Below are 22,954 nucleotides of genomic sequence, written 5' to 3'. Positions count from 1 at the left end.
GATATGCCTTCTCGGGTCCGGGGAAAGACCGTCATCTGAAACGGGGATCTGGAAGTTACGCATGTTAAAATCCGGCCATGGCATTCGTGGAGGCTATCGTCGTCCTGGCTCTCTTGTATTTCATTGGGAGAAGTGTTTATGGCAAACGGACGAATAGAAAATTCAGTCTGCTTTCCGTCTTGGTGAACTTTTTCATCATCATGGTCACGAACGCCGTGATCATGCTCCTCGTGCTGGCTGTGCTGGCGCTGTTGATTGGCGGTGTCGGCCTGATGTTCGGGGATAGCGACGAGTTCTTCTTCGTCGGGGTGAACGAGAGGGTCGCCACCGGTCAGCTCCTGGCTGCTCACCCTGATTGTTATCCTAGCGACGGCGATACTGCAATTCCACCTTCGCAAGAGGCTGCCATCCGGGCCCGCTACCCGCAGCTGAAAACCGTCAAACGGGTGGGCGACACAGGCAAGAAGAAGCGGGGCATCACCTGGCTGAACCTCCCGGGCCACAATTGCTGATCGACACGCCAGATCGTGAGGTTCGCTTCATTGCGAACCTCACGATCTGGCGTGTTTTCCACACCGGCTACCGTCGCCCCTGCAACACTTTCGAAACCGCAACACAAGCCGTCACCGGGCTCATTATCGACTGCGTTCTATATTTTGATTCGCGGAATCTCAATGCCGTCCGGTCCTAGAACCCGCCGGTTCCCCACGGGGTTTTGTAGATTCACGTCCAGTAGGGCGATATTCGAATCCATTTGACAAGATCTCGGAGTCGGGGTTTCCAATTTTTCCTCGGAGGAGGAGCTTACCGACACTCGAATTTCAGTCTCCGTCTCAGTCACCGCATAGACCGTGGGTCCGCAGTCAGAGCTCCAACTAAATGGGAGCTGAGCCACGAGGTCAGTGCTTTCCCCAAGCTGGTATCGCAGCCCCCAGGGTGCCTTGAGGCCGGTGCCGTAGAGATATTTGAGGAACCTTGGCTCAGAGCGCTCGTTATCGTAAGGAAGCCATCCGACCGGCGCCAATCCGTTCTTGATTTTATCGGGGTTTTCCTTTTTCAGAGATCTTGCAGCGGGATACCTGATGACGACCTCGCTGTCGGGGACCCCGAAGGCCTTGCGAGCCTGGCGGGCAAACTCTGAAGTTCGCATCATGTCCTGCTGCACATCCTCCGCGCTCTTCTGTGCACGTTCCCGCTTCTCTCGGTCCTCGGCAGCCTTGTTTTGGGCCGAAATGATACCAAATATCGCAACTGGAATTATCACGATGGGCACAATCGCGCGTATACGTAGCATCGCATAGGCGGCATCGCTGGGTTCGTTTGCCTCAGGATTCTTGTATTGCCATCCGTGTGTAATCCGCCACATCTTGCGCGGTGCAAGGACCCAGATAAAGCAGTAAGCTATCACGATGATCAAAATCACCCATGGCACGACCAGAACCTCCCGGCAACCCTTGTTGTATTTCTATCCAAGCGCCCCGCTGTAGCAGTGGTAAAACACGATAAGATTACTTGAGCTTAACAGTCTCGTGGTTCATGCCCTGTCGAGGGCAGGGGTCGGCAAAGCCGGTGGCTTGGGTGTTTTGGCCGGGTTCTCAGGAGCGTGGCCGATCCCGGGACCGGAGGGGTGTGCGCCACGATCTGTGCATGATCCTGTCCTCGGCCGTGACGACGGGAGTGCTCGCCGGGTGCCGGAGCCTGACGACGATATGGGAGCACACCACCGACCTGGAGGGCCTGGGCCTACCAGTGGGGTTTTCGTAATGCATCTCTTCAACGAGCTCCGAACAGCTCTCTGCTATAGGCGCGGGTCCGTAAAGCCCCTAGTCAAGGCACGCTTATGTGCGATGTCACTCGCGTCGGGGTGGATTACGGGTGAAGTGGATCGACCGGGCGTGGAGGGTTTCCCCGGTGGGGCCCTTGTAGGGGGTCGGTGTGCGGGGTTTTCGACCCTGGATGCCGCTGATGGCGGCGGCCTTGGCCGAGGCTTCCGGGTCTTCTCCTAGCCGCGACCTCCGTGACCCACCAGGTAGCCGAACGCGACGACGGCGCCGGTTTGGGTGAGGCCCAGCTGGGCCAGCCAGTAGTCGTCGAGCAGGCCTCCCACGACCACTCCCGCCAGGCCGAGGTCCGTCGCCGTCAAGGAGAGTTGCTGCATCACGGCACCCGCCTCGAGGAGGGCGAAACGACCTCCCCGCTCCCCGTATTTCGCGGTCAAGCGGTTGGGAAACAGCGTCGCGACCACCAGGCACGCCGGTTCTCCGGTGACAGGGGCGTTGATCCGCGACTGCGCCTCGGGCCACGGTGGGGACGGGTCGGGGAGGGTGACCAGGCCGTGATCGACGGGGTCGTAGTAGAGCATCCGGCCCGTGTGGTTCTCCACCCGCCAGCCAACCACGAACACCTCCGTCGCATACGACGCACCCGCCGACGGAAAGGCGCGATGCTCCGGACCGCCCCACGCCCGGCATGACCCGAGCAGCCGTGCCAGGTCCTTGGTTCCGAGGGGTCGCGACGAGAAATCCCGCCCGCTCCTGCGTCTCGCCGCGAGCCTGTCCAGGGGTCGCCCATGGGTGCGGGGCAGCGGGGCGGGCGCGAGCGGATAGTCCAGGCGCAGCTGCCTGCCCTCCGGATCGTGGGAATCCATCATGCGCGTGAATTCCCCCACATTGTGGGGGTTCAATTCGGAGGCCTGCCAGAAATCGTCGAAGAATGGTGTTTTCATCGCGTCACCCCAGCGGATGCGGCTTCAGATTGGGGAACTGGGATTCCGCTCCTCGGCCCGGGTAGCGCGATTCCACCATGTCGTCCACCTTGTGCAGGAATGGCCAGGCGTCGTGGGAATGGATGAGCGCCATGTCCGGTGACAGCGCCTTCACTACCCGCAGTCCCGCCTGGATGGCGTCGATGGTGCTCACCTCCCGGTAGTACACGCGGATACCGGCTTCCAGCAGTGCCTTCCGGACCGCATCCAATGCACGTCGTGGGTCCTCGGGGGCCGTCCGTCGTGACGGTGCGTATGGGGCGTTCTTTTCCTGCAGGATCGGCAACTTTGGCCACAATTCCGGGTACAGTGTGTAATACATTGCGTGCTCATCGAAGGAATGTAATTCGGTGTCCTTCTGAATCCGGGAAACGTCGGCTAGCTCTCCGTAAACACCCGCGAACAACACCCCCTGATTCCATTCCAGATAGGCCTTGCCCACGGCGGAGTCCCAGTCGTGTTTGCAGGCCACCCCGAGTGAATACCGCCACACGCCCCGTTTCGGTATCCCACCCATCACCGCCGCGACGGGAAACGGACTGTAGGCGGGGGTGAGATCGAGGACGGTGAATTCGCCGCTCAGCCTCGCGACCTCCGAGACCAAGGGGCTGGGAGGGGTGACGGCACGCCCGGCCAGACCGTGCAGCCACGTCGTCATCAAGGCGTCACGCTCGATCAGCTCCTGCACCCCGCGCAGCAGGGCCGCGTGCGGGTCGGGTCCTGCCGCCAACCCGGAGGAGTTCGGCACCCCGGTGCGGTGCGGGTCCTGCAGCGACACGAAAGGCTGCGGCACCCACACCGCGGAATTGTCGACAAGGGAGAAGGCCTCAACGTACGGGCAGTTGGGATCGTAGATGCTGCCGTGCGGGAAACCGGGCCGGGCGCGCTGATCAAGGGTGAACAGCGCGAAGTCTTCGGCATCGATTCGCTCGTCGGGCGGGATGTCGCGACGAGGTCGCATCGGCAGTCGAACCAGCCCCGAGGCGGCGCGTTCGACGGTCTCTCCGATCGCCGCCAGACGCGCGTCGCGTTCCCGCCTCGCGACCCCTCCGGAGGCGCTCTCCCAGGGCGAGTCGATCCTCCGCGGCACCCCATAGTGGACGATGTCGGCGTCGGCCATCGACAAAGGAGCGCGTTGCGGTGGCAACACCATGCCGTGGCGTTGCCCGACGGCCTGCTGCATCAGATGGGCGCCGAGGGTCATGGGGATGGAGGCTGGGAACCTTCGCTGGTCTCCCTCGGTGAAGGGGAGGGGGCGACGAGACCCGCCGCGACTTTCTCCACGAAACTCCGCCCTCCGCGACGCCAGCGGATCAGCAGCGGGACGGGCGCCAGTGCCCCGACCACCGCAGCTTTCACACAGTAGAAGGTGATGTCGTCGAGGCCGCTCTTGCCGGGGCGGAGAGTGAAGTCAATCAGGCCGAGGTTGGCCACCATGCTGAGTTCGAAAAAGAACAGGAACAGGAGAACAGCGGTTCCGGCGATCGATATCGCAAATGCATGACGAGACTGCAGTAAATGAAGTATGAACCAAGAGCCGATGAGCACCATCAATGCGGGTAAAACCAGGAGCAGAAACAGGATTGGCAATCCTGACGGTAACCCGGCTGTACCCATGAATAGAGCCATCAGTAAACCGGACATGGGAAGCAGCAAGGTCACGAGGGCATAGAACATCACATCCAGGTGATTGACCCGGCCCGTCTTTCGTGTGCCCATGACCACACCTGCACCGATGACGCCCGCAGCGGCGCATGTCGCTGCGCAGCAACAACAGCTGTAGCAGCAGGTGGGGGTGGCCACCGTCCTTGGTGCGCCGGCCCCGTCGAACTGGGTTCGCAGTGCCTTCATGGTGTGATGCTACCGGGCAGATCGAGTCCGCGGCAGTAGGTGCAGAGGGGAACTGTGAGCAGTTTTTCGCGCAGGACGGAACGGTCGGCGAGGTCCCAGGCGACGGTCCAGCCCACCAGTGAGGTGTCACCCTCAAGGCAACGTCGCACTTCCGAGGCGAGCAGCGCCGCGACGAGATCGGGATATCGCGTGACCACCTCGGGATCGGCGACGGGTTGTCGTTCGCCCCAGCGCTCCCGCAGTCGGCCCTGCAGGCAGGCGACGCACGGGGTTTCGTGCGGAATCACCAACGGGCCGATGGACACGGTGTGATGAAAGGACATGTCGACAAACAGGTGTGGCCGTTCCAGCTCGGCGGCCTGCTGGGTGATGTCCGGCGCGGTGGCGGTGTGACGCACCAGTACCAGCAGGTCGGCGGTCCCGGCGGATTGGGAATCGCCGGGCAGTACCACGTCGACGGGAAGAGGATCGCCGACGATCGCCACCGACCGGCGTCGCTCCTCCGGGATCTCGGGGCGGATCATCCCCGCCGACAGCAGCTGCTCGAACTCGATCGCCCCGGTCGGGTCGAGGCCGTCGCGGGTCACCGCATCCCCGGCCGCCAACCGGGAAACGAGAGGGCTTGGATCGAGCTGGAAGCGGGCGTCGTCGCCGCCGTAGATCTCGAAGCCGTCGTCGTGCTCCACGATCCGCCACGATGGGGACAGCCGGTACATGTCCTGAAGAATAGTCGTTCGCTGAAGCGGGCCGGGGTCGAGAACCGAACCCGCATGTGGTGATCGAAATTTCCGCGGTCACTCGTCCCGGGGCCCTGACTCCGAGTCAGGGATCCATCGCCGAAAGACGATTTGGGAAACGGCGGCGGCGACGACCACGCCGGTCGCGCTCCAGAACAGCGGATGCCCGATCATGGGTGTCAGCACGGCCACGCCGATCAGTGCGTACACCGTCAGGGCGTATGCCGCCGAGGCGGATTTGTCGGAGTCGGTGTTGAGCTGGTAGAGATTCACGCCGGTCGTGACCAGTAGAAGTGCAGCGAAAATTAGAATTCCTCTCCACAGGGGAATCCATTCGAGGGCTAATGCCAACAGCACTGCAAGCGCGATGACAATCGCCTTCGCGACTGTCACTTTCACGAGGACGCCGAGCCGCATCGGATGCCTAGCCATTGGTGATGCTGCAGGCCGCCACGCCTGCGACCAATCCGCCGACTATACCTGCGACCCCGCGGAATGCTAGGCGCGGAACTTTTCGGAGCAGCCACGAGGCGACCTGCACGTACTTTCCTCTTTTCAGCCAATTGGCGACTGTTCCATCACCGACCCCGAGGACACCTGAGCCGACAGACCAGCCAATGATGCATTTCATGGAAAAATTCTTTCCTTCGGGTCTGTTTGTGTTCGAGCTGCTTCCCGCGGAGAATCTTCTTCAAGCTTGACGGCACTCTAGGTGACGTATTCACTCGATGCAAGCATCTGGTGGGAGGAAATTCATAATCCCTTGTCGTCCTGGCGTGATCCCTTGTCGTCCTGGCGTGGCGTCGAGTTTCGATGGGTCGTGTTGACGGGATGAGATGGTCTGCGAACGGGGTTTGGATATCCGTCCATGCCCATGGACGGATCGATCGGCTCTCCCGCATACGGAAGCAGGTGGACAATGGGGGCGTGTTGGATGACCTCGGGGCGGATGTCGCGCTGGATTGCCCGCCTGAGCGGGTGATTTCGCTGGTGCCGTCGCTGACGGAGGCGATCGCCGTCACCGCGCCCGGAGTACTCGTCGGTGCCACGAACTGGTGCACTCACCCCGCCGATCTAGACGTCGCGCGGGTGCGGGGCACCAAGAACCCCGACCGCGCCGCCATTGCCGCACTGCGCCCCAACCTGGTGGTGGCCAACAAGGAGGAGAACCGCCGAGTTGACGTCGAACGGTTGCGGTCCGCAGGAATTCCGGTGTGGGTGACCCGCATCGACGGCATCGACGACGCTCTGGACAGCCTGACCCGGCTCTTCCGGGAGGGATTCGGACTGCGGGAGGTCGACTGGCTGGAGGAGGCCCGCGAGGTGTGGGACAGGCCGCCGCGACTGTCGGGACGGGTGGCGCTCCCGGTGTGGCGGGACCCCTGGATCTGGGTGGGTGCAGGCACCTATCCCGACGACCTGCTGCGCCATCTGGGGCTGGTCAACATTGTCGATGACATGCGGTATCCGCAACTTAAAATCAACGACGCCCTCAGTAGAAGCCCCGATGTCGTCCTGCTTCCCGACGAGCCCTACCCTTTCACCGCCACCGACGGACCAGAGGCGCTGGGCGAGGTGGGGTCGCTGAACGTCCGGGGCAGGTCGCTGTTCTGGTACGGCCCCGCCATGGTCGAGGCGCGCGCCGACCTGGAGGCCGCCATTCATGAAGCCTGCTGAGTCGGCCTGCTCCTCTGGGGGCGGTCCGGTGAGCGTCACGGAGTCAACGTGATCGCGTAGAGCACTCGTGTCGCTCGGGGTGGCTGCTTGTTCGACAACGCGCCAAGAATTTCGTATACATTATTGATGTGAATGAACACCTGCTGCGGGGTGAACCCGTCACGGACGAACAGATTCAGGCCTGGGCCGATGAGGCAGAGGCCGGGTACGACCTCGCGAGTCTTCCCAAGGCACGCCGAGGTCGTCCGCCTGTGGGTGATGGCCCCGGGGTGGTCGTCCCCGTGCGGCTCGATGCAGCCATCCTTGCAGCCTTGACGGCCCGGGCTGAGGCGGAGGGCATCCAGAACCGGTCGGAAGCGATCAGGGCTGCTGTGAAGGCCTGGGTGGACGTTGCGTGACCTGCGTCAGGCTGCGCGGAAGTACTACGTCGCGACCGCCTCAACGACGATGCAGTGCGCCATGCAGCCACCCATGTCCTGCACTCCCGTCCACTTGATGATAAAGATGACCTTCGGCGCTGGCTGTTGATTGATATGGATCCGGCTGGGCGTCTTCTTGAACTCGTCATGTTGGTCTACGACGACGGTTACGAGCTGATCATCCACGCCAGGAAAGCACGCTCCCAATACCTCGACGAACTTTGACGGCTATTCGCAGTCGGTTGGTAGCGCCTTGGCTGGGCAATGTGTGTTGCTGTAGCCGCTGGGTGCTGTGTAACAGGATGCGAGTTTGGTAGTGCTGGCTGTTGTGGTAGATCATGCCAGCGGCGTTGCGCACTTGCTGTCGTACCGACGCCACGTCGGTCATTCTTCACGACCGATGAGGCGAAGGATTGGGCGTTGGTCTGCATCACCAAGTAGGTCGCGCACTTGCGGAACACTTAGTTTCAGCGCTCCAGCTAGAGTCGGCATACCGGCGCCGTGGGTACTTGCCAATTCAGCTGCTTTCCTCAGAAGGGTTGGCATCTCTCCCGGGTATGCGTGGGAAGGGTCAGTCGTGGCATCGTTGATGATTGCTAGGCGCTGATAGGCGCGTCGCGCTGATGAGTCCGTTGTGCGACCACGTTCGACCATTCGACGCACGAGTGAATGCGGCGACACCCCCCATGTCCTCCCGAGTCGGTCTAGCGCCGCAAGGTTGAGTCGTTGTGGCAGGACCGCGTCCATAGCGGCTGCCGGTGTCAGAAACGCGGCAGCGAATTCGTCCGCTTCTCTCTCCATCGCGGCGCTGTACTCTTCCGTTTCGCGATGTAAAAGTAAATGTCCGATCTCGTGTGCGATCGAAAATCGGTGCCGGAATACATTCTCGCTGCGGCGAGGTGTCGTGATAATAATTGGCCGCTCAACTATGACCACGGAGAAGGCGTCAACAGCATCGATTTCATGGAGGGGGCGTACTGCAACGATGATTCCGTGAGCCTCCGCTGTTGCGACCAAGTGTTTGACGGGGCCATCCGGTAGAGCCCAGTATTCGCGTAGCGCGGCTGCGGCTGTCGGCGGTGTCGTGCCAGCTGGGAGGGCGGGGATGTCGACGTCTGGCAGTTTGACGTAGCGTTCGATGGCAAACGTTAGCTCCCAAATAAGAGTCGCTGTCGCCAAGGCCTTTTGGCGGTCGCTGACGCGGGCCGAACGCAGGCTCCGGAAATGGGCATGTACGGTGTCGACGCGAGCTAGCGGACGTCCGGCATTAAAGAACTCCGCGTCCACCGCGAGTGCGTGCATCAAGCGGTCCACCACGTCGGGCCGAGGTGAATTGACTCCCGCCTCGTACTGCCCTATTGCAGCGGGCGAGACCCCGACCTTAGTGGCTAGGTCCGTTTTGCTTAGCCCGCGCCACAAACGTACCTGGGTAAGACGCGCCGGCTCGAACCGACCCAGGGTGCGCTCGACCTTCGGCAGGTCGAAAAGTCCTGGGTTGTCGTTAGGCATTCAAAGACTTCTCCTGCTCGCGAGGCTCGATTGCTGGGGATGCTGGTGAACCACTGTCGAACGATTCGATATCCCGCGACACCTCGTCGGCAACGGGCTCCGGTTCCCAGAGTGTTTCCTGTCCTTGTAGTTCGACCTTGTTTGAGTCGTCAAGGGTGGCGATAGCCCATTCGATAGACTGCAGTTGCCAAGGTGTCGACCTGATCATAACGAGAACTAAGGGCATCACATCGCGGGCCGCCTTCGTGACGGTTAAGACTTCAGTAATTTCCGAGAGGTCCTCGGCAAGCTCCTGTGGCGACTGGTCCTCCCACAGCATCGCTTGTGGAGGTGGGGAAACGAAGCAGTTCTGCCGTGTCGAACTTGAAGCGAAGTCCCGTATGGCGTTTGCGCGGTTCGGGGTGCGCCATACAAAAACCAAGCAATTATTAATAGTTGGTATTTTATAGCCCGCGGGAAGCAATTTGTATGACTGGTATCCCTGTTTAATCATGGCATCAAGAAAATCGATCAATAGATCACGCCACTGGCTGGCGAAACCAGTCCAAAAACGCGAATCAGCGACTTGATGTGCTTCTGCGGCCTTGTCGTGCCGGGAACGGGCGACATCAATGATAGTGCTGCGCACGCGGTGCGCCTGACCGCCGAGCGCGTCGACGGGCGAGTTCGGGAGCATTCATGAACCTCCTTGGGTTGCGTCCGATGCTGTGGATCGACCACAAGCCACTTCAGTATGACACATAATTCGCGCATTAGAACTTCAGGAGCGTGTGTGTCGGAGAGATGGTGCCGGGAGGGGCGGGTTAACGAATATGACGGTCACCGGGATCCGGGTCGTTGCGGCGGTCTCGTATACTCCCAAGCTTCCGGTGCTGTGGTGTTGGGGTGTAGGGGTTTGGGTGGTGAGTCTATAGCCGCGGCTTCTTTGTTGCTGTTCATGGCGACGGGCTACCGCCGTTCCGGACGGCGTCACCGCCGGCGAGCGGACCTGAGGGCGGTGGGGAGAAAGATGATTTTTCGGGCACAATCCTGGAGTGCCTGCTGAACGTCGCCCCCTGACCCGGTTGCGGTTGTTGCCCGTCCGGATGATCCAGTTCGCGCTCATCGAACTGGCCTGCTGTGCGTTTCCGATCGCGATCTTCCTCGGTTTGGCCGTCACCTCCGTGATCTGGGGTCGCGTCGCGATGCCCGTCGCCCGGTACGACGCGCTGCTGATCTACGTGGTCGTCGTGCAGGTGGCGTTCGTGGTCCTGAGGCTGGAGACCTGGCGTGAGCTGTGCGTCATCTGCGCCTTCCACCTGATCGGCCTGGCCCTCGAGGTGTTCAAGGTGCACGTCGGGTCGTGGAGCTATCCCGACGCCGGGGCGGTGCGAATCGCGGGGGTGCCGGTGTTCTCCGGGTTCATGTACGCCTCGGTGGGGTCCTACATCTGCCAGGCATTCCGTCGTTTCGACCTGCACGTCGGTGGGTTCCGCTGGGTGCCGGTGAGCCTGCTGGCGGTGGCCGCCTACCTCAACTTCTTCACCCACCACGTCATCGCCGACCTGCGCTGGTTGATCGCCGGCGCCTTCCTCGTGGCGTTGTGGGGCTCCACCGTCCACTTCACTGTCGGCGGCGACCGCTACTGGATGCCGACCGCGCAGGCTTTCATCCTGATCGGCGGTTTCCTGTGGCTGGCCGAGAACGCCGCCACCCTCCTGGGCGCCTGGAGCTATCCCGACCAGCTCGGCGGATGGCATCTCGTGCACGTCGGCAAGTTCGGGAGCTGGGCGCTGCTGATCACCCTCAGTTTCGTGCTCGTCGCGGCGGTCAAGGCCAAAGAGGGGGTGCTCTACGGCGCCGGCGCGCCGCGAGTCACCCGCGACCGGTTGCGTCCGGACGAAACCATCCGGTGAGGCGGACCGGGAGATCCAGAGGCATCGATTTGTCCGTTTCCTGAGACACCCCGATGGTTGCTCTTTCAATTATCTTCGATCTGTGGCAGCGTGACGACTGGAGGCCAGGCCTCGGGGGAGGCGCAACATCCAGGGCCCTGGAGATCGGGGTTCGCAACCAAAAGGAGTGGATATGTCCACCGTTTCCCGTCGTGTGCTGCTCGGCGCAGGGGCCGGAGCACTCGCCGCAGCCGCAGTCAGTCTGCCCACCAGGGCCGAGGAAAGTCCTGATGCGGAATTCGCAACGAAGCTGCTGGCGACGATGTCACTCGAGGACAAGGTGAGCCAGCTATTCGTCCAGCACATCCATGGCACGAGCGCCACCGAGGCGGACTCGCGCAACGAGGCCCTCTACGGGGTGGCCCGACCCGTCGACGTGGTGCAGCAGCTGCGTCTTGGAGGCGTCGTCATTACCTCTGAGACGGGCGACTTCGGGGGGTCGGCGAAGAAGGTCCAGGATTTCACGAATGCGTTGCAGAACGCGGCCATGCAGGGCGGTCGACCCGCGCTGCAGGTGGTGACCACGCGCTCCGGCAACGAGCTGCGCGCCCAGGGCATCCCGATCACGGAGTTCCCCAACGAGATGGCCTTCGGGGCCGTCCAGGGCAGCGTCGCCATCGGGTGGGGCATCAATGATTACCAACCCAAGGAAGCCGGAGTCCTGGGAATCAACTCCTACCTGGGAATCGTTGCCGACGTGGAGTCCAATCCTGGGAATCCGGTTCGGGGAGTGCGCTCCCACGGCTCCGATCCCGACATCGTTACCCGGCGGGTGCGCAACTTCGTCGACGGCGCGCAGCTGGGTGGTCCCATCCTGTCGGGCATCCAGAGATTCCCCGGGGGCGGCGACGTCACCCAAGGACCCGACGGTTTGCCGGTGCTCAACCACTCGCGCGAGGACTGGGACCGGATCGATGCCGTGCCGTTCAAGCAGCTCACCAGCACCAGCTACGTGAACACGGTGCTCGTCGGACACATCGTCGCTCCCGCCCTCGACCCGTCGGGTCTTCCGGCCTCCCTCAGCGCCCCCATCATCACCGGGATCCTGCGCAAGGAGTTCCGCTACGGCGGCATCGTCATCACCGACGCGCTCACCGAACCCGCTCTGCGGCAGCGCTACGGCGACGCCGAACTTGCCGTCATGGCCCTCGAGGCGGGTGCCGACCAGCTCCTGATGTCAGCCGATCCGCGCGGCGCGCACGCTGCCGTCGTCGCGGCGGTGGGTTCCGGCAGGCTCACGGAGCAGGACATCGACCGCAAGGCCAAGCGGGTGCTGCGCATGAAGTACTCCCAGGGTCCGCGCGAGGAGGAAGATCTCCGCAACATCGGTGGTGAGGGCACCCGCCAGGCGGTCGACAGGGTGGCGACCCGGGCCATCACCCTGGTGCGCAATGACAACGTGCTGCCGCTGTCCGCGAACGGATCGAAGGTGCTTGTTGTCGGCTCCCGTGCCGGTTTCGTCAAGGAGTTCGGCGAGGCCCTCGGAAAGACCGGGGTGAACGTGTCGGTCGTGACCTTCGACGACCATCCCACCGCGGACCAGGCCGCCCAGGTGCAGCAGGCAGCCGGGTCGGTGGACGCCGTCGTCGCGCTGACCTACAACGTCGCCGAGAACACGGAGCAGGCCGACCTCGTGAATGCCATCCACGGCGCGGGTCGCAAGGTGATCGCGGTGGCGGTCGGAAACCCATACGACGTGGGTCGCTACGGTTCCGCCGCGGCGCTGTGCACCTACTCCGACCAGTCGCTGATGGCGACCCCGCTGGCCACGATCATCACCGGCGGGCGGAAGCCGGAGGGCAAACTGCCGGTCGCGATCCCGACCTCGGAGGGGTCCATCCCGGTCGGCACCGGCCTCACCTGGTGACCATGAGGGGTCGCTGATCCCGCTGGCGCAGACGCGGCAGCGACTCGGCCCCGAGCATCACGGTTGTGCGGCACTCAACGCGGAAAGTGGCCCGTGCGGTCCCTGGAAGCGATTCGAGTGCTGCGCAACCGCGATCGCCGAACACCCAGGTCTCGGCATATGCCTGTTCATGGAATATGCTGTTCGCATGTCCATGTCACGACCGGCGTTCTGGATTCTGGCGGTGCTCGCGGGCGGGCGTCGCCACGGGTACCAGATCATGCGGGAGGCTGCCCTGTCCTCCGAGGGCCTCGTCACCCTCAAACCGACCACTCTCTACGCCGCCCTGGAGCGGCTCGAACGCGACGGAGCGATCCAGCAGGACGGGGAGGAGATCGTCGACGGTCGCGTGCGGCGTTACTACCGCATCACCGAGGACGGGAAGCGTCTCCTGGGTGCGGAAACCACCGTGCTGGAGCGGTCCGCACGGACGGCGCGCGCCAATCTGGGGCCTGCGTGGGGACAGACGGCGCCGCGGCTGACCGGGGCGTGACATGACCGACGAACCAAGGTACCGGAAGCTGTTGCGGTGGTATCCGAAACCGTGGCGGGAACGCAACGGCGATGCACTGCTGGGGGTGATGCTCGACGAGGCCGAGCGATGCGGTCGCACCGGTCCGTCGTGGGGAGAGCGCTGGTCGGCCTTCGCCCATGGGGTCGGGATGCGCCTGGATGCCGCTCTGGCCTGGCGGCTCGCGATCGTCGCGATCGTTATGATTGCCTGCAGAGTGCTCTGGTTGTTCGTCGCCCTGTGGGAACCGATTGCCTGGATTCCGGATCTGGTCGTGTGGTTGCTTATGGCAGCTGCCCCTGTCCTGCTCGTCATCGCGCTCGTAGCGGCGGTACGGGAACGTGGTTTCCTGCCGGAGCCCCATGCCCTGCTGGCAGCCTGTGTCGGGGCGTTGGCGTCCGCGGCCGTGAGCCTGGCGTGGGTGTCCTGGAACATCGGTTTCGATGCAGCCGATGCCCACCGGCCCGTTCCCCTGGCCGGCCAGCTCTTCGTGCCGTTGTTGCTGTGCGCGACACCGGTGACGTTGATTGCGGTGAGCATCGTCACCGATGGACTGTCGTATCTCCAGGGGCGATCCCGACCTGTTCGTCTCCTCATCGGGATCGGCGTCGGGATCGTTGTTGTTCCTGCCATCTGGATGGCACCCGTGGCGTCATTTCCCTACATGACGGGGCTGGCAATTTTCGTGATGATGCTGACGGGTCGGAGACATAGGACGCCACAGGCTCCGGTGTGATGTCCTGTATCCGGGCATCGACGGGGCCAGGGTTACTCCCTGACCTCCACCGCGCCCTGCAAGGCCGAGACCACGAGATTGCTGCTGGGCAGGTCCTCGTCTTGTTCGACCGCCCGAAGCCAGTCGTGAGTGGTCGCGACCGTCGCGAAGTTCGACTGGAGCAGCGTCATCAGGGTTTCCTGCACCTGCTTCGCCGAGGTATTTCCGGCCTCGTTCGCGAGGTGGATCGAACCAGTGGCGTCGGAGAGCACCTCGACGGTGAAACCTTGCTGCTGCGCTTCGGCTGCCGTGGCGAGAACGCAATTGTTGGTCATGTATCCCACCACTGTGACGGTGTCTACTCCCTGCTCCCGGAGCCGGTCGGCCAGCCCTGTCCCCGGGAAGGCGCTGGCGAGTCGTTTGGTGATCGAAAGCCACGACGGATCCCGGCGCTCCTCGATGCCGGGGTGCAGCTCCCACCCCCGTGACCCGGCGGCGAACACGGGAGCGCCATCAGGGGATTCGTGCCGCACCATGACGACGGGCAACCTGCTCTGGGTGGCGTCGAGAACTCTGGTGATGTACGCGAGCGACTGCTCCACGGGTGGGTACTGGATGGCGAGCGGGCCGTCGAAGTACTCCTGCTGAACGTCGATGACGATCAGGGCGCGATTCGGCATGGTGTTCCTCTCGTGGGTCGGGAATCTTTCCGTCCAGCATCGTCGCGGAGACTGCAGTAGCGTGAGTGGCTGGAAAGCACATCTTCGATGGGATCAGGCCATGCGTATCGCCGTTCATGCCTTCGACGGCATCACCACGTTCCACCTCGCCGTGCCGCTCCTCGTCTTCGGTGAGGTGGCCCGGCAGGGGCTGGCCGAGGACTGGACCACGACCACCTGGAGCGGGACCAGTCCGATCCGCAGCGCGGAGGGACTCGTGATCGACGGTGTAGCCGACCACCGGGCGGCGGAGTCGGCCGACATGCTGATCTTTCCGTCCTGGCCGGTCGGCGACACCGGTCCCGTTGACGAGGTCGTCCCGTTGATCCGCGATGCTCATCGTCGCGGAACGATCATCATCGGGCTGTGTCTCGGTGCCTTCCCGGTCGCCGTCAGTGGAGTTCTCGACGGCCGGGCCGCTGTCACACATTGGGCTGCGACCACACAACTGGCTGCCATGTGCCCGGCGGTTGAGGTCCGTGATGCCGCGCTCTACCTCGACCACGGCGACGTCCTCACCTCCGCAGGCACGGCATCGGCTCTGGACGCCTGCCTGCACATCGTTCGCACCCGGCTCGGAACCGCAGCCGCGGCCAGCGTGGCCAGGCGGCTCGTCGTCGCCCCGCACCGCGACGGTGACCAGGCCCAGTACGTGGCCCGCCCGATCCCCGGCGAGGATGCCGCAGGGCCGATTTCGGAGGTCATGGAGTGGGCATTGGGCAACCTCGACCGCCCGCTCGGGGTTGCGGATCTGGCGGGCAGGGCGAACATGAGCGTGCGCAACTTCACGCGCAGATTCCGAGAGGCAACCGGAATCAGCCCATCCAGATGGTTGCAGGCTCGCAGACTTGACGAGTCCCGTCGCCTGCTGGAGGTGACGTCGTGGTCCATCGAGCGGGTCGCGAGGGCCTGCGGTTACGGCAGTCCGGTGACGTTCCGGCAGGCCTTCGTCGCCACCTACTCGACCACGCCGACGTCATACCGGCGTCGATTCACGGTCGCGAGCGGGTGACTCGTTCGGTGTGGATGTACTACCTCTACGCCTCGGATGTTTCGGGGGTGGGGTCCTGTGTGATCCTGTACCGGTGACGACGGGAGATGACGCGGTCGACGATGGCTGCGATGGCCCCGTCGCCGGTGACGTTGGTGGCGGTGCCGAAGGAGTCGATGGCGATGTAGGTGGCGATCATCAGGCCAACCTGGGCCTCGTTGAACCCGAGCATCGACTGCAACAGACCCGCGGCGGTGACGATCGCGCCGCCGGGAACACCCGGGGCGGCGACCATCATGACGCCGAGCATGCAGATGAACCCGATCATCAGCACCGGATCGATGGGGATGCCGGAGAGCATCATCACGGCCAGGGAGAAGCAGGTGATTTTGATGGTCGAACCGGCCAGGTGGATGGTGGCGCACAGCGGGATCGCGAACGACGCCACCGGCTCCGAGGTACCCGACTTGATCGACTGCCGCAGCGTGACAGGAATCGTCGCCGCCGATGACGACGTTCCCAGTGCGGTGAGGTAGGCGGGCAGCATGGTGCTCAGCATCCGGAGCGGGTTGCGTCTGGCGATTGCCCCGGCGACGAGATACTGAAGCAGCAGCATGATCCAGGTGAGGATGAACACGAACACCACCACGCCCAGGAAGGTGGCGATGACGGTGAGCACCTGACCGCCCTGGGTCATGTTGAGGAAGATGCCGAAGATGTAGATCGGCAGCAGCGGGATGATGATCTTGGAGATCACGAGGTTGACGATGTCTCGGAATTCCTCGAATCCGGTGCGCAGCGCCTTGCCCTCGATGGTGGTGAGCGCCACGCCGATGACGAAGGCCAGGATGAGGGCGGTCATGACCCCGAACAATGGCGGTATCTGGATGGAGAAGTAGGGTTTGAGCAGGGCATCCTCCGGGTTGCTGAGGGCGCCCGTCTCGGCGGGCAGCACTTGGGGCAGCACCAGCAGGGACGCGCCGAGCCCCATCAGCCCGGCGATGAGGGTGGAGGCGTAGGCGAGACCAGCGGTCAGCGCCAGCCACTTACCGGCGCCGCGCCCCAGCTCCCCGATGGCCGGGGTGATCAACCCGACAATGATCAGCGGGATGGAGAAGCTCAGGAACTGGCCGAAGATATCGTTGAAGGTGACGAAGACCCGGGTTGCCCAGGTGGGCAGGAGCGACCCCAGCAGGATCCCCAGCACGATGGCCACCACAATCCGGGGCAGGACCCCGAACCTGAACCCGATGCTCTTCTCTGTGCTCATCCCTGAACCGTAGTGGAAGCCGGCCCGACGGGGGAAGTTGTCCGTATCCGGCATCGGATCGGACCCCGGGATGCCCACTTCTAGCGTCGGACGTGCCGTGGTTGCGGAGGAAATCGCGACCTCACGGTGTGTGGTCACGGGTACCAGAGGCGGTCCACGGGTATGACGTGGATGCGGTCCTCGTAGGTGTAGCTCCGGGTTCCGGTGTACAGCGCGACCCCCGCGGCAAAACCGGTACCCAGCACGTCGCGAAGCTTCCGCAGCCCACTGAGGTCTTCTCCGTCCACTCTGCTTGCTGATTTGATTTCGAAGGCCACCACGTGTCCATCGTCGGTTTCGAGAACGAGATCGACCTCGATACCGTCGCGGGTCCGCCAGTGTCCTGCGGAGACGATCTGCTCCGTCCATGTGGTCTGCGTCAGAATCTCCGAGACGACGAACGTTTCCAGCAGGTGACCGAACTGTGTCAGGACGGCGGGGTCCCTACGGGCCAGCTTGTCCGGTGACAGCCGCAGGAGCCGGGCCGCCACACCGGGGTCGATGAGATTCACCTTCGGGCGGGTCGTGGTCCGTTTCGTGAGAGTCCGATCCCACGGTGGAAGCAACCGGACCAGGAACACGGCCTCCAGCAGACGGACGTAGTCGCGAGCCGTTTTTTCGTCAATTCCCAGGCCGTCCGCGAGTTGTGTGCCGTTGAAGATCTGCGAGGTCTGCCCGGCGAGCCGAGCAAGGACGACCGGCAGGGTGCGGGCCTGTCGGATGCGGGAAAGCTCCTGGACGTCGCGTTCCAGGGTGAGCCGTGTCCATTCGTCGAGCCAACGTGAGCGGGCCATCGTGGTGCGGGCTGTCAGGGCGAGGGGAAAGCCGCCGCGCACGATCCGTTCGACGTAGTCCTGGCGGGTCGTCGTCGATGCCGATGAGATGACCGGCGCCTCGGGCTCGTTCAGGAGGGACGCGAGCAGGTCGCCGTTCGAGCGTTCGATCTCGGCCTGCGACAGGGGAAGCACCTGCAGGCGTTGCAGGCGGCCCGTCAATGCCTGTGCCGCGCGGGGAAGGGATTCGTGACGGGCCGATCCCGTCAGGATGAACTGTCCGGGGCGACTTGAACGGTTGAGTCGCGCCTTGATGGCGTCCAGCACGGCCGGGGCGTGCTGGTACTCGTCGATCAACACCGGTCCAGGCCCGTCGATCATCATGGCCGGGTCTCGTGCCACAGCCGCGCGGACAGCAAGGTCGTCGAGGTCGAGAACCTCCCCGCCGAGACGTTCGGCCATGGTCCGCAGAAGGGTGGACTTCCCGACGGTTCGGGGGCCTTCGAGGAGCACAACGGGGCTCTCCTCACAGCGCTCAATGGCGATCGGGAGGATTCTGCGTTCGACAAGGCCTTCCATGCCGTGAATCCTAGTCGAGTTCCGGAACTGTCGGGTCAGGAACTCCGTTTTTGCCAGGCCGCTAGTTCCGTTTCTGCCAGGACCTGAGCTCCGGTTCTGCCGCCGCCGCGGAAGGCGGCCTGTAATATTTGAATTCTCCTTCAGTAACTCGAAAGGTGGGCGTGATGGCGGGCGGAGAAGGGCTGCCGTGGGTGTGGGGTGTGCCCGTGGAACCGGCGGGGCTGCCGACTCCGAAGGTCGCGCCCGGCTCGCGATTCGCGGTTCGCGCCGTCGCCATGGAAGCACCGCGGGAGGCTGGTTTCCTGTGGCTGTGCCAGATGCGTCGCGCTCCGTACTCGTACGACTGGCTGGACAACTTCGGGCGACGCAGTCCGCGGCGGGCCGATCCGTCGCTGACCGATCTCGCGGTGGGGCAATCGTTCATGAAGATCTTCGAGCTGACGGACTTCACCGATGGCGAGTCGCTGACGCTGCGGATGAAGGATGGTCGTCCGACCCGGATCTTCGGCGCGATCACCCTCCACTACCGCGTCGAAACGATCGCCGGGTCTCGCAGCCGACTGGTCGCGGCGATGTGGATGCCCCCCATCGGTCGGTTGCTGGGAAAACCCCTGCGGTATCTGCTGGCCTGGGGCGACCTGCTGATGATGCGCAAACAGTTGCGCACCCTCGCCGCGCTGGCGGAACGCGACGCGGATGCAGGTCGGGGGAGCGAAGAGGGTCGTTGAGGGGAGGGTCGTGAGGCGGACGACGGAGAATCCCGCACAGTGGTCATGTAGCCGACAAGGCGCAGGTCGGCGAGTGCCCAACCCGCCTTGTCCCTGGCGGCCTTGATTCCTGGGATTCAAAGCCGGACCCGTGGTGCTCAGTGGATGAAAGATGGCGGCAATCCTAGCCGAAAGTTATCTAGTTTCCCTCTTTTCGATGATTAGCGTGGTGACGCATACCCATCGACATACGGTTAATGGGTCACTGCAAGGAGGTGACATGTTAATGTCAACAAAACGCAAAATTTGGAGTGCTTTCTGCGCGGCATTGCTGGCGCTTGCCGTGGCGTGTTTTGGAGGCATTCCAGCTGCCGCCGAAAACCCTGAACCGACGACTTCCGCTGCTGATTCCGAGCCGAAAGGTTTTGAGGAGAGCCTCAAGCGGCTGGCTGCGACCGATGTGGAGGCATCCGCCAATCTGGAGAAATTCCACGCACTCACGTCGGAGCAGTAGGGGCAGATTGAGCAGGCCGTTTCGGACGGTACTGCTGGAAAAGAACTGCAAGAAGCGCTCAGCGATTCAAAACCTGAACGGGCCGGAGCGCTGTCGCAGATCACGATCGACAATGATGTGGAGAACGAATCGGCTGATGGGAAAGAGGATGCAACCACCAGCTATCGTTCCTCGTATTCAGTCAAACAGGAGATTTTTGGAATCACCATCACCAAGCTCTCGCAGAGCTTTTCCTATGACGTCCAAGGCGGGTCGGTTGTCGCCACCAAGTCCTGCACCGCATCCAGCGTCAACTTCAATATCGCGGTTGCCCTGAGCGATGACACCAGTCACTGGGTACAGGGCTCTCACGGGGTCTGCGAGACGACCTGGCGTGGTAACATTTTCTTCAAGGGATTTGGTGTTCGTCTTGACAAGATCCAGCATCTGGAAGTCGACGCCAGAGGCATTTACAACACGTGGCTTGTCAACGCATGATTCATGGAGACTTATTCACAGTCGCCATCGCGTGTGACCTGAATAAATGTTTCGTTGATCGAAAGGCGGCGATCTGTGAATAAGCCTCATGAGCAAGCATTGGGCGGCAGACCGTCACGAGGAGGGATAATGGTGCAACAAGACAAGGTCGCAGAACAAGGTGTTCTAGGAGCATCCTCGCTCACCAGGGTGTGGATTGTTCTCGCTCTGAGTGTTATCGCCTTGATCCCGGCGCTGCCCATTTCCCTGGGGCTCTCTCTGGTGGTGCTGGTGCTGGTTTTGCAGACGCGACGCGACGTGCCTCACCGGCGTCGAGGACTCTTGGTGGTTCTGATCTGGATTGGAATTCAAGGTGTTGTCACAGTCGCGGGAATTGCGTCCTGGCTGTCATTCCAAGCCTGATGTGTGGGCTGGGGTCGGTCCTCAAAGGCAGATCCCAGCCATCGCCTTTGGTTTTTCCGCTGGTCAATACGGCTTCTTTGCTGTCGACCGTTTTGTGTGGAGCATAGGGGACTCGAACCCCTAACTTCCACCTTGCAAAGGTGGCACTCTACCAATTGAGTTAATGCCCCGGGCCCGGGCAAGCATACCTGAGGACGGGCCTCAGGGGAAGTTCGGGCGCTGGGGTGGTGTCGATACGAGCTCTTCGCCGGTGCTCAGGGTGCGGCTCAACCGGCGTGGGGTGGGTCGGTTTCCGGGACCCTCGACTGTATCCAGTGCGGGCCTTGGGTCCAGCCGGTGAACGGGATCACGGGTTCACCCCGGTGGCAGTGGGCGAGGTCGTCGAGGATCCGGGCCGCGGGCCAGATGGTTGCTCCGGGGAGGTCGCGGAGGGCCTCGGTGGCGGTGTCGTCGCCACAAATGGACAGGAAAAACATCGCCTGCCGCCAGGCATAGGCGGCGTTCTTGATGGCCGACAACAGCCAGGGGCTGTTCCTCGCGCGTTCCAGCAGCTGGAACGATCTCCCCGCGGCGCGGTGCGCCAGCTCGGTCCAGCTCCGACCGGGCTGCACGCCGAGTTTCACCAGGACCGCCAGGTTGTGGGTGGTGAGGATCTGCTGGCGTTCGATGATCTGGCCGTTCGCCGCGACGCTCCGGCCCGCAGGCACATCCCCGGCGACCATGCGGTCGAACTCTTCGACATTCCCGTGCCCGTCCGGTTCCGGCAGGCCCAGCACGGCGGCGTAGTCGATGCCGTAGTAGCGCTCGTACAGCGACCCGTGCAGCAGTTCCGCCGCCACCTTCGCGGCCTGCTGGAACTTGGGCGAGAACCGTCCCATGAAGATGTCGGTGGCCAGTTCCTCGGTCAACGGCAGCCGCACCTGCGCCATGTCGAGAAGGGTGCCGTACTCCCGGACGAATCCGTTCGGCAGGATCGTGCCCGGGAACGCGTCCAACACCACCGACCCGAGCCGCCGCGCCAACACCAGAGGGTCGTCGAGGGGGCCGTCGGTCGTGAGCCCCTGAAGGGCCGCCACCCACGGCAGCTCCTTGAACCGCACCTGCCGTTCCAGATCGAGCAGCAACAGACTCCGGCGCTGCCGGAAAGCCCGATAGATGGCGGCGAGCAGCGCGCCGACCAGCGGATCATCCGCCGAGGACGCCACCTGCCCGGCGGTGAGCTGCGGAACCAGCGACGCCAGCACCTCCGCCGACGGCACCACCCCGAGTGTGATCAGCTCCTCCAGATCCGAGACGAGACCCAGCCGCAGGGTGCGCAGCACCGACACCGGCAGCGGGGTACCGGCGGGCACCACGTCGGTGGCCTCCTCGTCGGAGACCGGTGCGGAGGCGGCAGGAAAATCGGTGAGGCCGACGTCCCCGCGCAGCTGCGCCACCCGGTCCGCGACGACCACCGCGACCTCGGCGTGCAGGGGCCGGGAGGCCGCCACCGCCTGCCGGGCGCGCAGGTCGTCGGATCGCTTACTGCCGGGCAGGCCCCGTTTCGCCTCGATCCGCGACAAGACGTGCTTCACCCGCCCGGGCGGCCACGTCCCCTGCCCGTCGATTACCTGCCGCAGCGCGTCGATCAGGATCGGCAGGTTCTCACCCGGTCGGCGGTACTTGCGACAGCGGGTGTGCTGCTGTGACGCCCGGTCGTAGTCGGCGACCAGTGCACGGGCCTCGTCGATGCGGCTCTCGTCAAAGGCGGGTGCCTCGATGATGCCCGCCCAGAACGCCACCACCTTGTCGGTCAGCGGCAGCCAGACGGTCAGGGCCTCGCGTTCCGCCGCGACCCGCGGATTGATGCGGGTCTTTTCCAAGGCGCCCGCGACCTGCCGGGCAGTCCATCGCGACACCTGGCCCGGTCGCAGGGGGGACGGCGCACCCGGATACGGCGAGAACCGCAACGACCCGACCAGCGGCGCAACCTCGTCGAGCAGCGCGCGAACGGAGTCGTCGGCGCCGTGCCTCAGCAGGGCAGCGACGCTCAGGAGGACGGCGTGCTCCGGGAAGCCGACGTTGTAGGCGCCGGTTTCCAGCAGGACCTCCAGCTCGGCCAGGCCTTCTGGGGTCAGCCACGACTCGAAGATCGCCTGGCGGGTGGCCTCGATGCCGAGCCGTTGGGCGCGGAGCCTCTCGTCCACGGCTGGCGGGATGGCGGCGGCTGCTTTGCCGGTGGCGAATCCGCCCCGCACCACCCTGAGGGTCACCCAGGCGGGAAGCCCGACGAGCGGCCTGCGACTGCCGATCCTCAAGGTGCCGTCCGCCACGCCGTCGATCACCTGCTGCCAGCGCTCCACCCGTTCCGAGGCGGCTTCCCGGACGTCTGGGTCGGGATGGTCGGCGACGGTGCGCATCGCCCGCAGGAGCTGGTGGTGGACGTACTGACTCACGATGTCCCTCCGGGCGGCGACACGA

General features: G+C 63.7%; 25 protein-coding genes and 1 tRNA gene. 13 read left to right on the top strand and 13 right to left on the bottom strand.

Annotation, left to right across the window (positions count from 1 at the left end):
* Positions 1-77: 77 nt before the first annotated feature.
* Entirely contained in the window at positions 78-512 is a 435-nt protein-coding gene (locus V7R84_RS09065; RefSeq protein WP_338568158.1) for a hypothetical protein, read from the top strand.
* A 137-nt stretch (positions 513-649) separates the two neighbouring features.
* Here the strand turns inward: V7R84_RS09065 and V7R84_RS09060 are convergent, their stop codons facing one another.
* The 6 genes from V7R84_RS09060 to V7R84_RS09035 form a co-directional block, all read right to left on the bottom strand.
* Entirely contained in the window at positions 650-1,432 is a 783-nt protein-coding gene (locus V7R84_RS09060) for a DUF6199 family natural product biosynthesis protein (protein ID WP_338568157.1), read from the bottom strand.
* A gap of 570 nt (positions 1,433-2,002) precedes the next feature.
* Complete coding sequence (locus V7R84_RS09055; RefSeq protein WP_338568156.1) at positions 2,003-2,725, bottom strand: SagB/ThcOx family dehydrogenase; 723 nt, start codon at positions 2,723-2,725, stop codon at positions 2,003-2,005.
* A gap of 4 nt (positions 2,726-2,729) precedes the next feature.
* Entirely contained in the window at positions 2,730-3,968 is a 1,239-nt protein-coding gene (locus V7R84_RS09050) for a YcaO-like family protein (protein WP_338568155.1), read from the bottom strand.
* A complete protein-coding gene (locus V7R84_RS09045; RefSeq protein WP_338568153.1) occupies positions 3,965-4,615 on the bottom strand; it encodes a hypothetical protein in 651 nt (216 codons plus the stop codon). The genes V7R84_RS09050 and V7R84_RS09045 overlap by 4 nt, the downstream gene beginning before the upstream one ends.
* Positions 4,612-5,331 (bottom strand): TOMM precursor leader peptide-binding protein, encoded by a 720-nt coding sequence (locus V7R84_RS09040; protein WP_338568151.1) that lies wholly within the window; start codon positions 5,329-5,331, stop codon positions 4,612-4,614. Before V7R84_RS09040 ends, V7R84_RS09045 begins: the two co-directional genes overlap by 4 nt.
* Before the next feature lie 78 nt (positions 5,332-5,409).
* Positions 5,410-5,784 (bottom strand): hypothetical protein, encoded by a 375-nt coding sequence (locus V7R84_RS09035; RefSeq protein WP_338568149.1) that lies wholly within the window; start codon positions 5,782-5,784, stop codon positions 5,410-5,412.
* Positions 5,785-6,279: 495 nt separating this feature from the next.
* On the opposite strand from V7R84_RS09035, the gene V7R84_RS09030 reads away from it, so the two are divergent.
* From V7R84_RS09030 to V7R84_RS09020, 3 genes are all read left to right on the top strand, one after another.
* Entirely contained in the window at positions 6,280-7,029 is a 750-nt protein-coding gene (locus tag V7R84_RS09030) for a helical backbone metal receptor (protein ID WP_338568147.1), read from the top strand.
* Positions 7,030-7,151: 122 nt separating this feature from the next.
* Complete coding sequence (locus tag V7R84_RS09025; protein WP_412728117.1) at positions 7,152-7,427, top strand: ribbon-helix-helix protein, CopG family; 276 nt, start codon at positions 7,152-7,154, stop codon at positions 7,425-7,427.
* 135 nt (positions 7,428-7,562) lie between these two features.
* Positions 7,563-7,673: a toxin-antitoxin system toxin subunit gene (locus tag V7R84_RS09020; RefSeq protein WP_338573870.1), complete on the top strand. Its 111-nt coding sequence runs from the start codon at positions 7,563-7,565 to the stop codon at positions 7,671-7,673.
* Between the two features lie 159 nt (positions 7,674-7,832).
* On the opposite strand, the gene V7R84_RS09015 is transcribed toward V7R84_RS09020, so the two are convergent.
* Together V7R84_RS09015 and V7R84_RS09010 are read right to left on the bottom strand one after the other, a co-directional pair.
* On the bottom strand, positions 7,833-8,957 hold the full coding sequence (locus tag V7R84_RS09015) for an XRE family transcriptional regulator (RefSeq protein ID WP_338568143.1): 1,125 nt from the start codon (positions 8,955-8,957) through the stop codon (positions 7,833-7,835).
* Positions 8,950-9,633 (bottom strand): hypothetical protein, encoded by a 684-nt coding sequence (locus V7R84_RS09010; RefSeq protein ID WP_338568141.1) that lies wholly within the window; start codon positions 9,631-9,633, stop codon positions 8,950-8,952. The genes V7R84_RS09015 and V7R84_RS09010 overlap by 8 nt, the downstream gene beginning before the upstream one ends.
* A 358-nt stretch (positions 9,634-9,991) precedes the next feature.
* Here V7R84_RS09010 and V7R84_RS09005 point away from each other — a divergent pair, with 358 nt between their 5' ends.
* The 4 genes from V7R84_RS09005 (at position 9,992) to V7R84_RS08990 (ending at position 14,044) form a co-directional block, all read left to right on the top strand.
* Positions 9,992-10,852, top strand: coding sequence for a DUF817 domain-containing protein (locus V7R84_RS09005; protein WP_338568139.1), 861 nt, complete (start codon positions 9,992-9,994; stop codon positions 10,850-10,852).
* A 172-nt stretch (positions 10,853-11,024) separates the two neighbouring features.
* Positions 11,025-12,758, top strand: coding sequence for a glycoside hydrolase family 3 N-terminal domain-containing protein (locus V7R84_RS09000; RefSeq protein WP_338568137.1), 1,734 nt, complete (start codon positions 11,025-11,027; stop codon positions 12,756-12,758).
* A gap of 187 nt (positions 12,759-12,945) precedes the next feature.
* Entirely contained in the window at positions 12,946-13,290 is a 345-nt protein-coding gene (locus V7R84_RS08995) for a PadR family transcriptional regulator (RefSeq protein WP_338568135.1), read from the top strand.
* 1 nt (position 13,291) lies between these two features.
* Positions 13,292-14,044, top strand: a complete 753-nt coding sequence (locus V7R84_RS08990) for a hypothetical protein (protein WP_338568134.1) — start codon at positions 13,292-13,294, stop codon at positions 14,042-14,044.
* 32 nt (positions 14,045-14,076) lie between these two features.
* Here V7R84_RS08990 and V7R84_RS08985 read toward each other — a convergent pair whose 3' ends face one another.
* Positions 14,077-14,703 (bottom strand): cysteine hydrolase family protein, encoded by a 627-nt coding sequence (locus V7R84_RS08985; protein ID WP_338568133.1) that lies wholly within the window; start codon positions 14,701-14,703, stop codon positions 14,077-14,079.
* A gap of 100 nt (positions 14,704-14,803) precedes the next feature.
* On the opposite strand from V7R84_RS08985, the gene V7R84_RS08980 reads away from it, so the two are divergent.
* The gene (locus tag V7R84_RS08980; RefSeq protein WP_338568132.1) at positions 14,804-15,754 is read left to right on the top strand and encodes a GlxA family transcriptional regulator; all 951 of its coding nucleotides are present in this window, start codon (positions 14,804-14,806) and stop codon (positions 15,752-15,754) included.
* A 25-nt stretch (positions 15,755-15,779) separates the two neighbouring features.
* Here V7R84_RS08980 and V7R84_RS08975 read toward each other — a convergent pair whose 3' ends face one another.
* Entirely contained in the window at positions 15,780-17,003 is a 1,224-nt protein-coding gene (locus V7R84_RS08975; protein ID WP_338568130.1) for a dicarboxylate/amino acid:cation symporter, read from the bottom strand.
* Between the two features lie 134 nt (positions 17,004-17,137).
* Positions 17,138-18,394, bottom strand: coding sequence for an ATP-binding protein (locus V7R84_RS08970; RefSeq protein WP_338568129.1), 1,257 nt, complete (start codon positions 18,392-18,394; stop codon positions 17,138-17,140).
* A 164-nt stretch (positions 18,395-18,558) separates the two neighbouring features.
* On the opposite strand from V7R84_RS08970, the gene V7R84_RS08965 reads away from it, so the two are divergent.
* The 4 genes from V7R84_RS08965 (at position 18,559) to V7R84_RS08950 (ending at position 20,494) form a co-directional block, all read left to right on the top strand.
* Positions 18,559-19,122, top strand: coding sequence for a hypothetical protein (locus V7R84_RS08965; protein ID WP_338568127.1), 564 nt, complete (start codon positions 18,559-18,561; stop codon positions 19,120-19,122).
* A gap of 265 nt (positions 19,123-19,387) precedes the next feature.
* Positions 19,388-19,615: a hypothetical protein gene (locus V7R84_RS08960; protein WP_338568125.1), complete on the top strand. Its 228-nt coding sequence runs from the start codon at positions 19,388-19,390 to the stop codon at positions 19,613-19,615.
* 117 nt (positions 19,616-19,732) lie between these two features.
* Positions 19,733-20,092 carry a hypothetical protein gene (locus tag V7R84_RS08955; RefSeq protein ID WP_338568124.1) on the top strand — a complete coding sequence of 120 codons (360 nt, stop codon included), beginning with the start codon at positions 19,733-19,735 and terminating at the stop codon, positions 20,090-20,092.
* 129 nt (positions 20,093-20,221) lie between these two features.
* Complete coding sequence (locus V7R84_RS08950) at positions 20,222-20,494, top strand: hypothetical protein (RefSeq protein WP_338568123.1); 273 nt, start codon at positions 20,222-20,224, stop codon at positions 20,492-20,494.
* Between the two features lie 97 nt (positions 20,495-20,591).
* Here V7R84_RS08950 and V7R84_RS08945 read toward each other — a convergent pair.
* Together V7R84_RS08945 and V7R84_RS08940 are read right to left on the bottom strand one after the other, a co-directional pair.
* A tRNA-Ala gene (locus V7R84_RS08945) sits at positions 20,592-20,664 on the bottom strand.
* Positions 20,665-20,760: 96 nt separating this feature from the next.
* Positions 20,761-22,929 carry a hypothetical protein gene (locus V7R84_RS08940; protein ID WP_338568122.1) on the bottom strand — a complete coding sequence of 723 codons (2,169 nt, stop codon included), beginning with the start codon at positions 22,927-22,929 and terminating at the stop codon, positions 20,761-20,763.
* Positions 22,930-22,954 lie beyond the last annotated feature (25 nt).

It is taken from the genome of Arachnia propionica (assembly GCF_037055325.1).
GTDB lineage: Bacteria > Actinomycetota > Actinomycetes > Propionibacteriales > Propionibacteriaceae > Arachnia.
The sequence above is the reverse complement of the archived record's forward strand: the minus strand, read 5'-3'. Positions and strand labels throughout refer to the sequence as shown.

What these genes read in the sequence shown, in the direction of transcription:
- V7R84_RS09065 (WP_338568158.1), top strand. Translation starts at nt 78, where the DNA reads ATGGCATTCGTGGAGGCTATCGTCGTCCTGGCTCTCTTGTATTTCATT.
- V7R84_RS09055 (WP_338568156.1), bottom strand. Translation starts at nt 2,725, where the DNA reads ATGAAAACACCATTCTTCGACGATTTCTGGCAGGCCTCCGAATTGAAC.
- V7R84_RS09050 (WP_338568155.1), bottom strand. Translation starts at nt 3,968, where the DNA reads ATGACCCTCGGCGCCCATCTGATGCAGCAGGCCGTCGGGCAACGCCAC.
- V7R84_RS09045 (WP_338568153.1), bottom strand. Translation starts at nt 4,615, where the DNA reads ATGAAGGCACTGCGAACCCAGTTCGACGGGGCCGGCGCACCAAGGACG.
- V7R84_RS09040 (WP_338568151.1), bottom strand. Translation starts at nt 5,331, where the DNA reads ATGTACCGGCTGTCCCCATCGTGGCGGATCGTGGAGCACGACGACGGC.
- V7R84_RS09035 (WP_338568149.1), bottom strand. Translation starts at nt 5,784, where the DNA reads ATGGCTAGGCATCCGATGCGGCTCGGCGTCCTCGTGAAAGTGACAGTC.
- V7R84_RS09020 (WP_338573870.1), top strand. Translation starts at nt 7,563, where the DNA reads ATGGATCCGGCTGGGCGTCTTCTTGAACTCGTCATGTTGGTCTACGAC.
- V7R84_RS09015 (WP_338568143.1), bottom strand. Translation starts at nt 8,957, where the DNA reads ATGCCTAACGACAACCCAGGACTTTTCGACCTGCCGAAGGTCGAGCGC.
- V7R84_RS09010 (WP_338568141.1), bottom strand. Translation starts at nt 9,633, where the DNA reads ATGCTCCCGAACTCGCCCGTCGACGCGCTCGGCGGTCAGGCGCACCGC.
- V7R84_RS09000 (WP_338568137.1), top strand. Translation starts at nt 11,025, where the DNA reads ATGTCCACCGTTTCCCGTCGTGTGCTGCTCGGCGCAGGGGCCGGAGCA.
- V7R84_RS08995 (WP_338568135.1), top strand. Translation starts at nt 12,946, where the DNA reads ATGTCCATGTCACGACCGGCGTTCTGGATTCTGGCGGTGCTCGCGGGC.
- V7R84_RS08990 (WP_338568134.1), top strand. Translation starts at nt 13,292, where the DNA reads ATGACCGACGAACCAAGGTACCGGAAGCTGTTGCGGTGGTATCCGAAA.
- V7R84_RS08985 (WP_338568133.1), bottom strand. Translation starts at nt 14,703, where the DNA reads ATGCCGAATCGCGCCCTGATCGTCATCGACGTTCAGCAGGAGTACTTC.
- V7R84_RS08980 (WP_338568132.1), top strand. Translation starts at nt 14,804, where the DNA reads ATGCGTATCGCCGTTCATGCCTTCGACGGCATCACCACGTTCCACCTC.
- V7R84_RS08975 (WP_338568130.1), bottom strand. Translation starts at nt 17,003, where the DNA reads ATGAGCACAGAGAAGAGCATCGGGTTCAGGTTCGGGGTCCTGCCCCGG.
- V7R84_RS08970 (WP_338568129.1), bottom strand. Translation starts at nt 18,394, where the DNA reads ATGGAAGGCCTTGTCGAACGCAGAATCCTCCCGATCGCCATTGAGCGC.
- V7R84_RS08965 (WP_338568127.1), top strand. Translation starts at nt 18,559, where the DNA reads ATGGCGGGCGGAGAAGGGCTGCCGTGGGTGTGGGGTGTGCCCGTGGAA.
- V7R84_RS08960 (WP_338568125.1), top strand. Translation starts at nt 19,388, where the DNA reads ATGTCAACAAAACGCAAAATTTGGAGTGCTTTCTGCGCGGCATTGCTG.
- V7R84_RS08950 (WP_338568123.1), top strand. Translation starts at nt 20,222, where the DNA reads ATGGTGCAACAAGACAAGGTCGCAGAACAAGGTGTTCTAGGAGCATCC.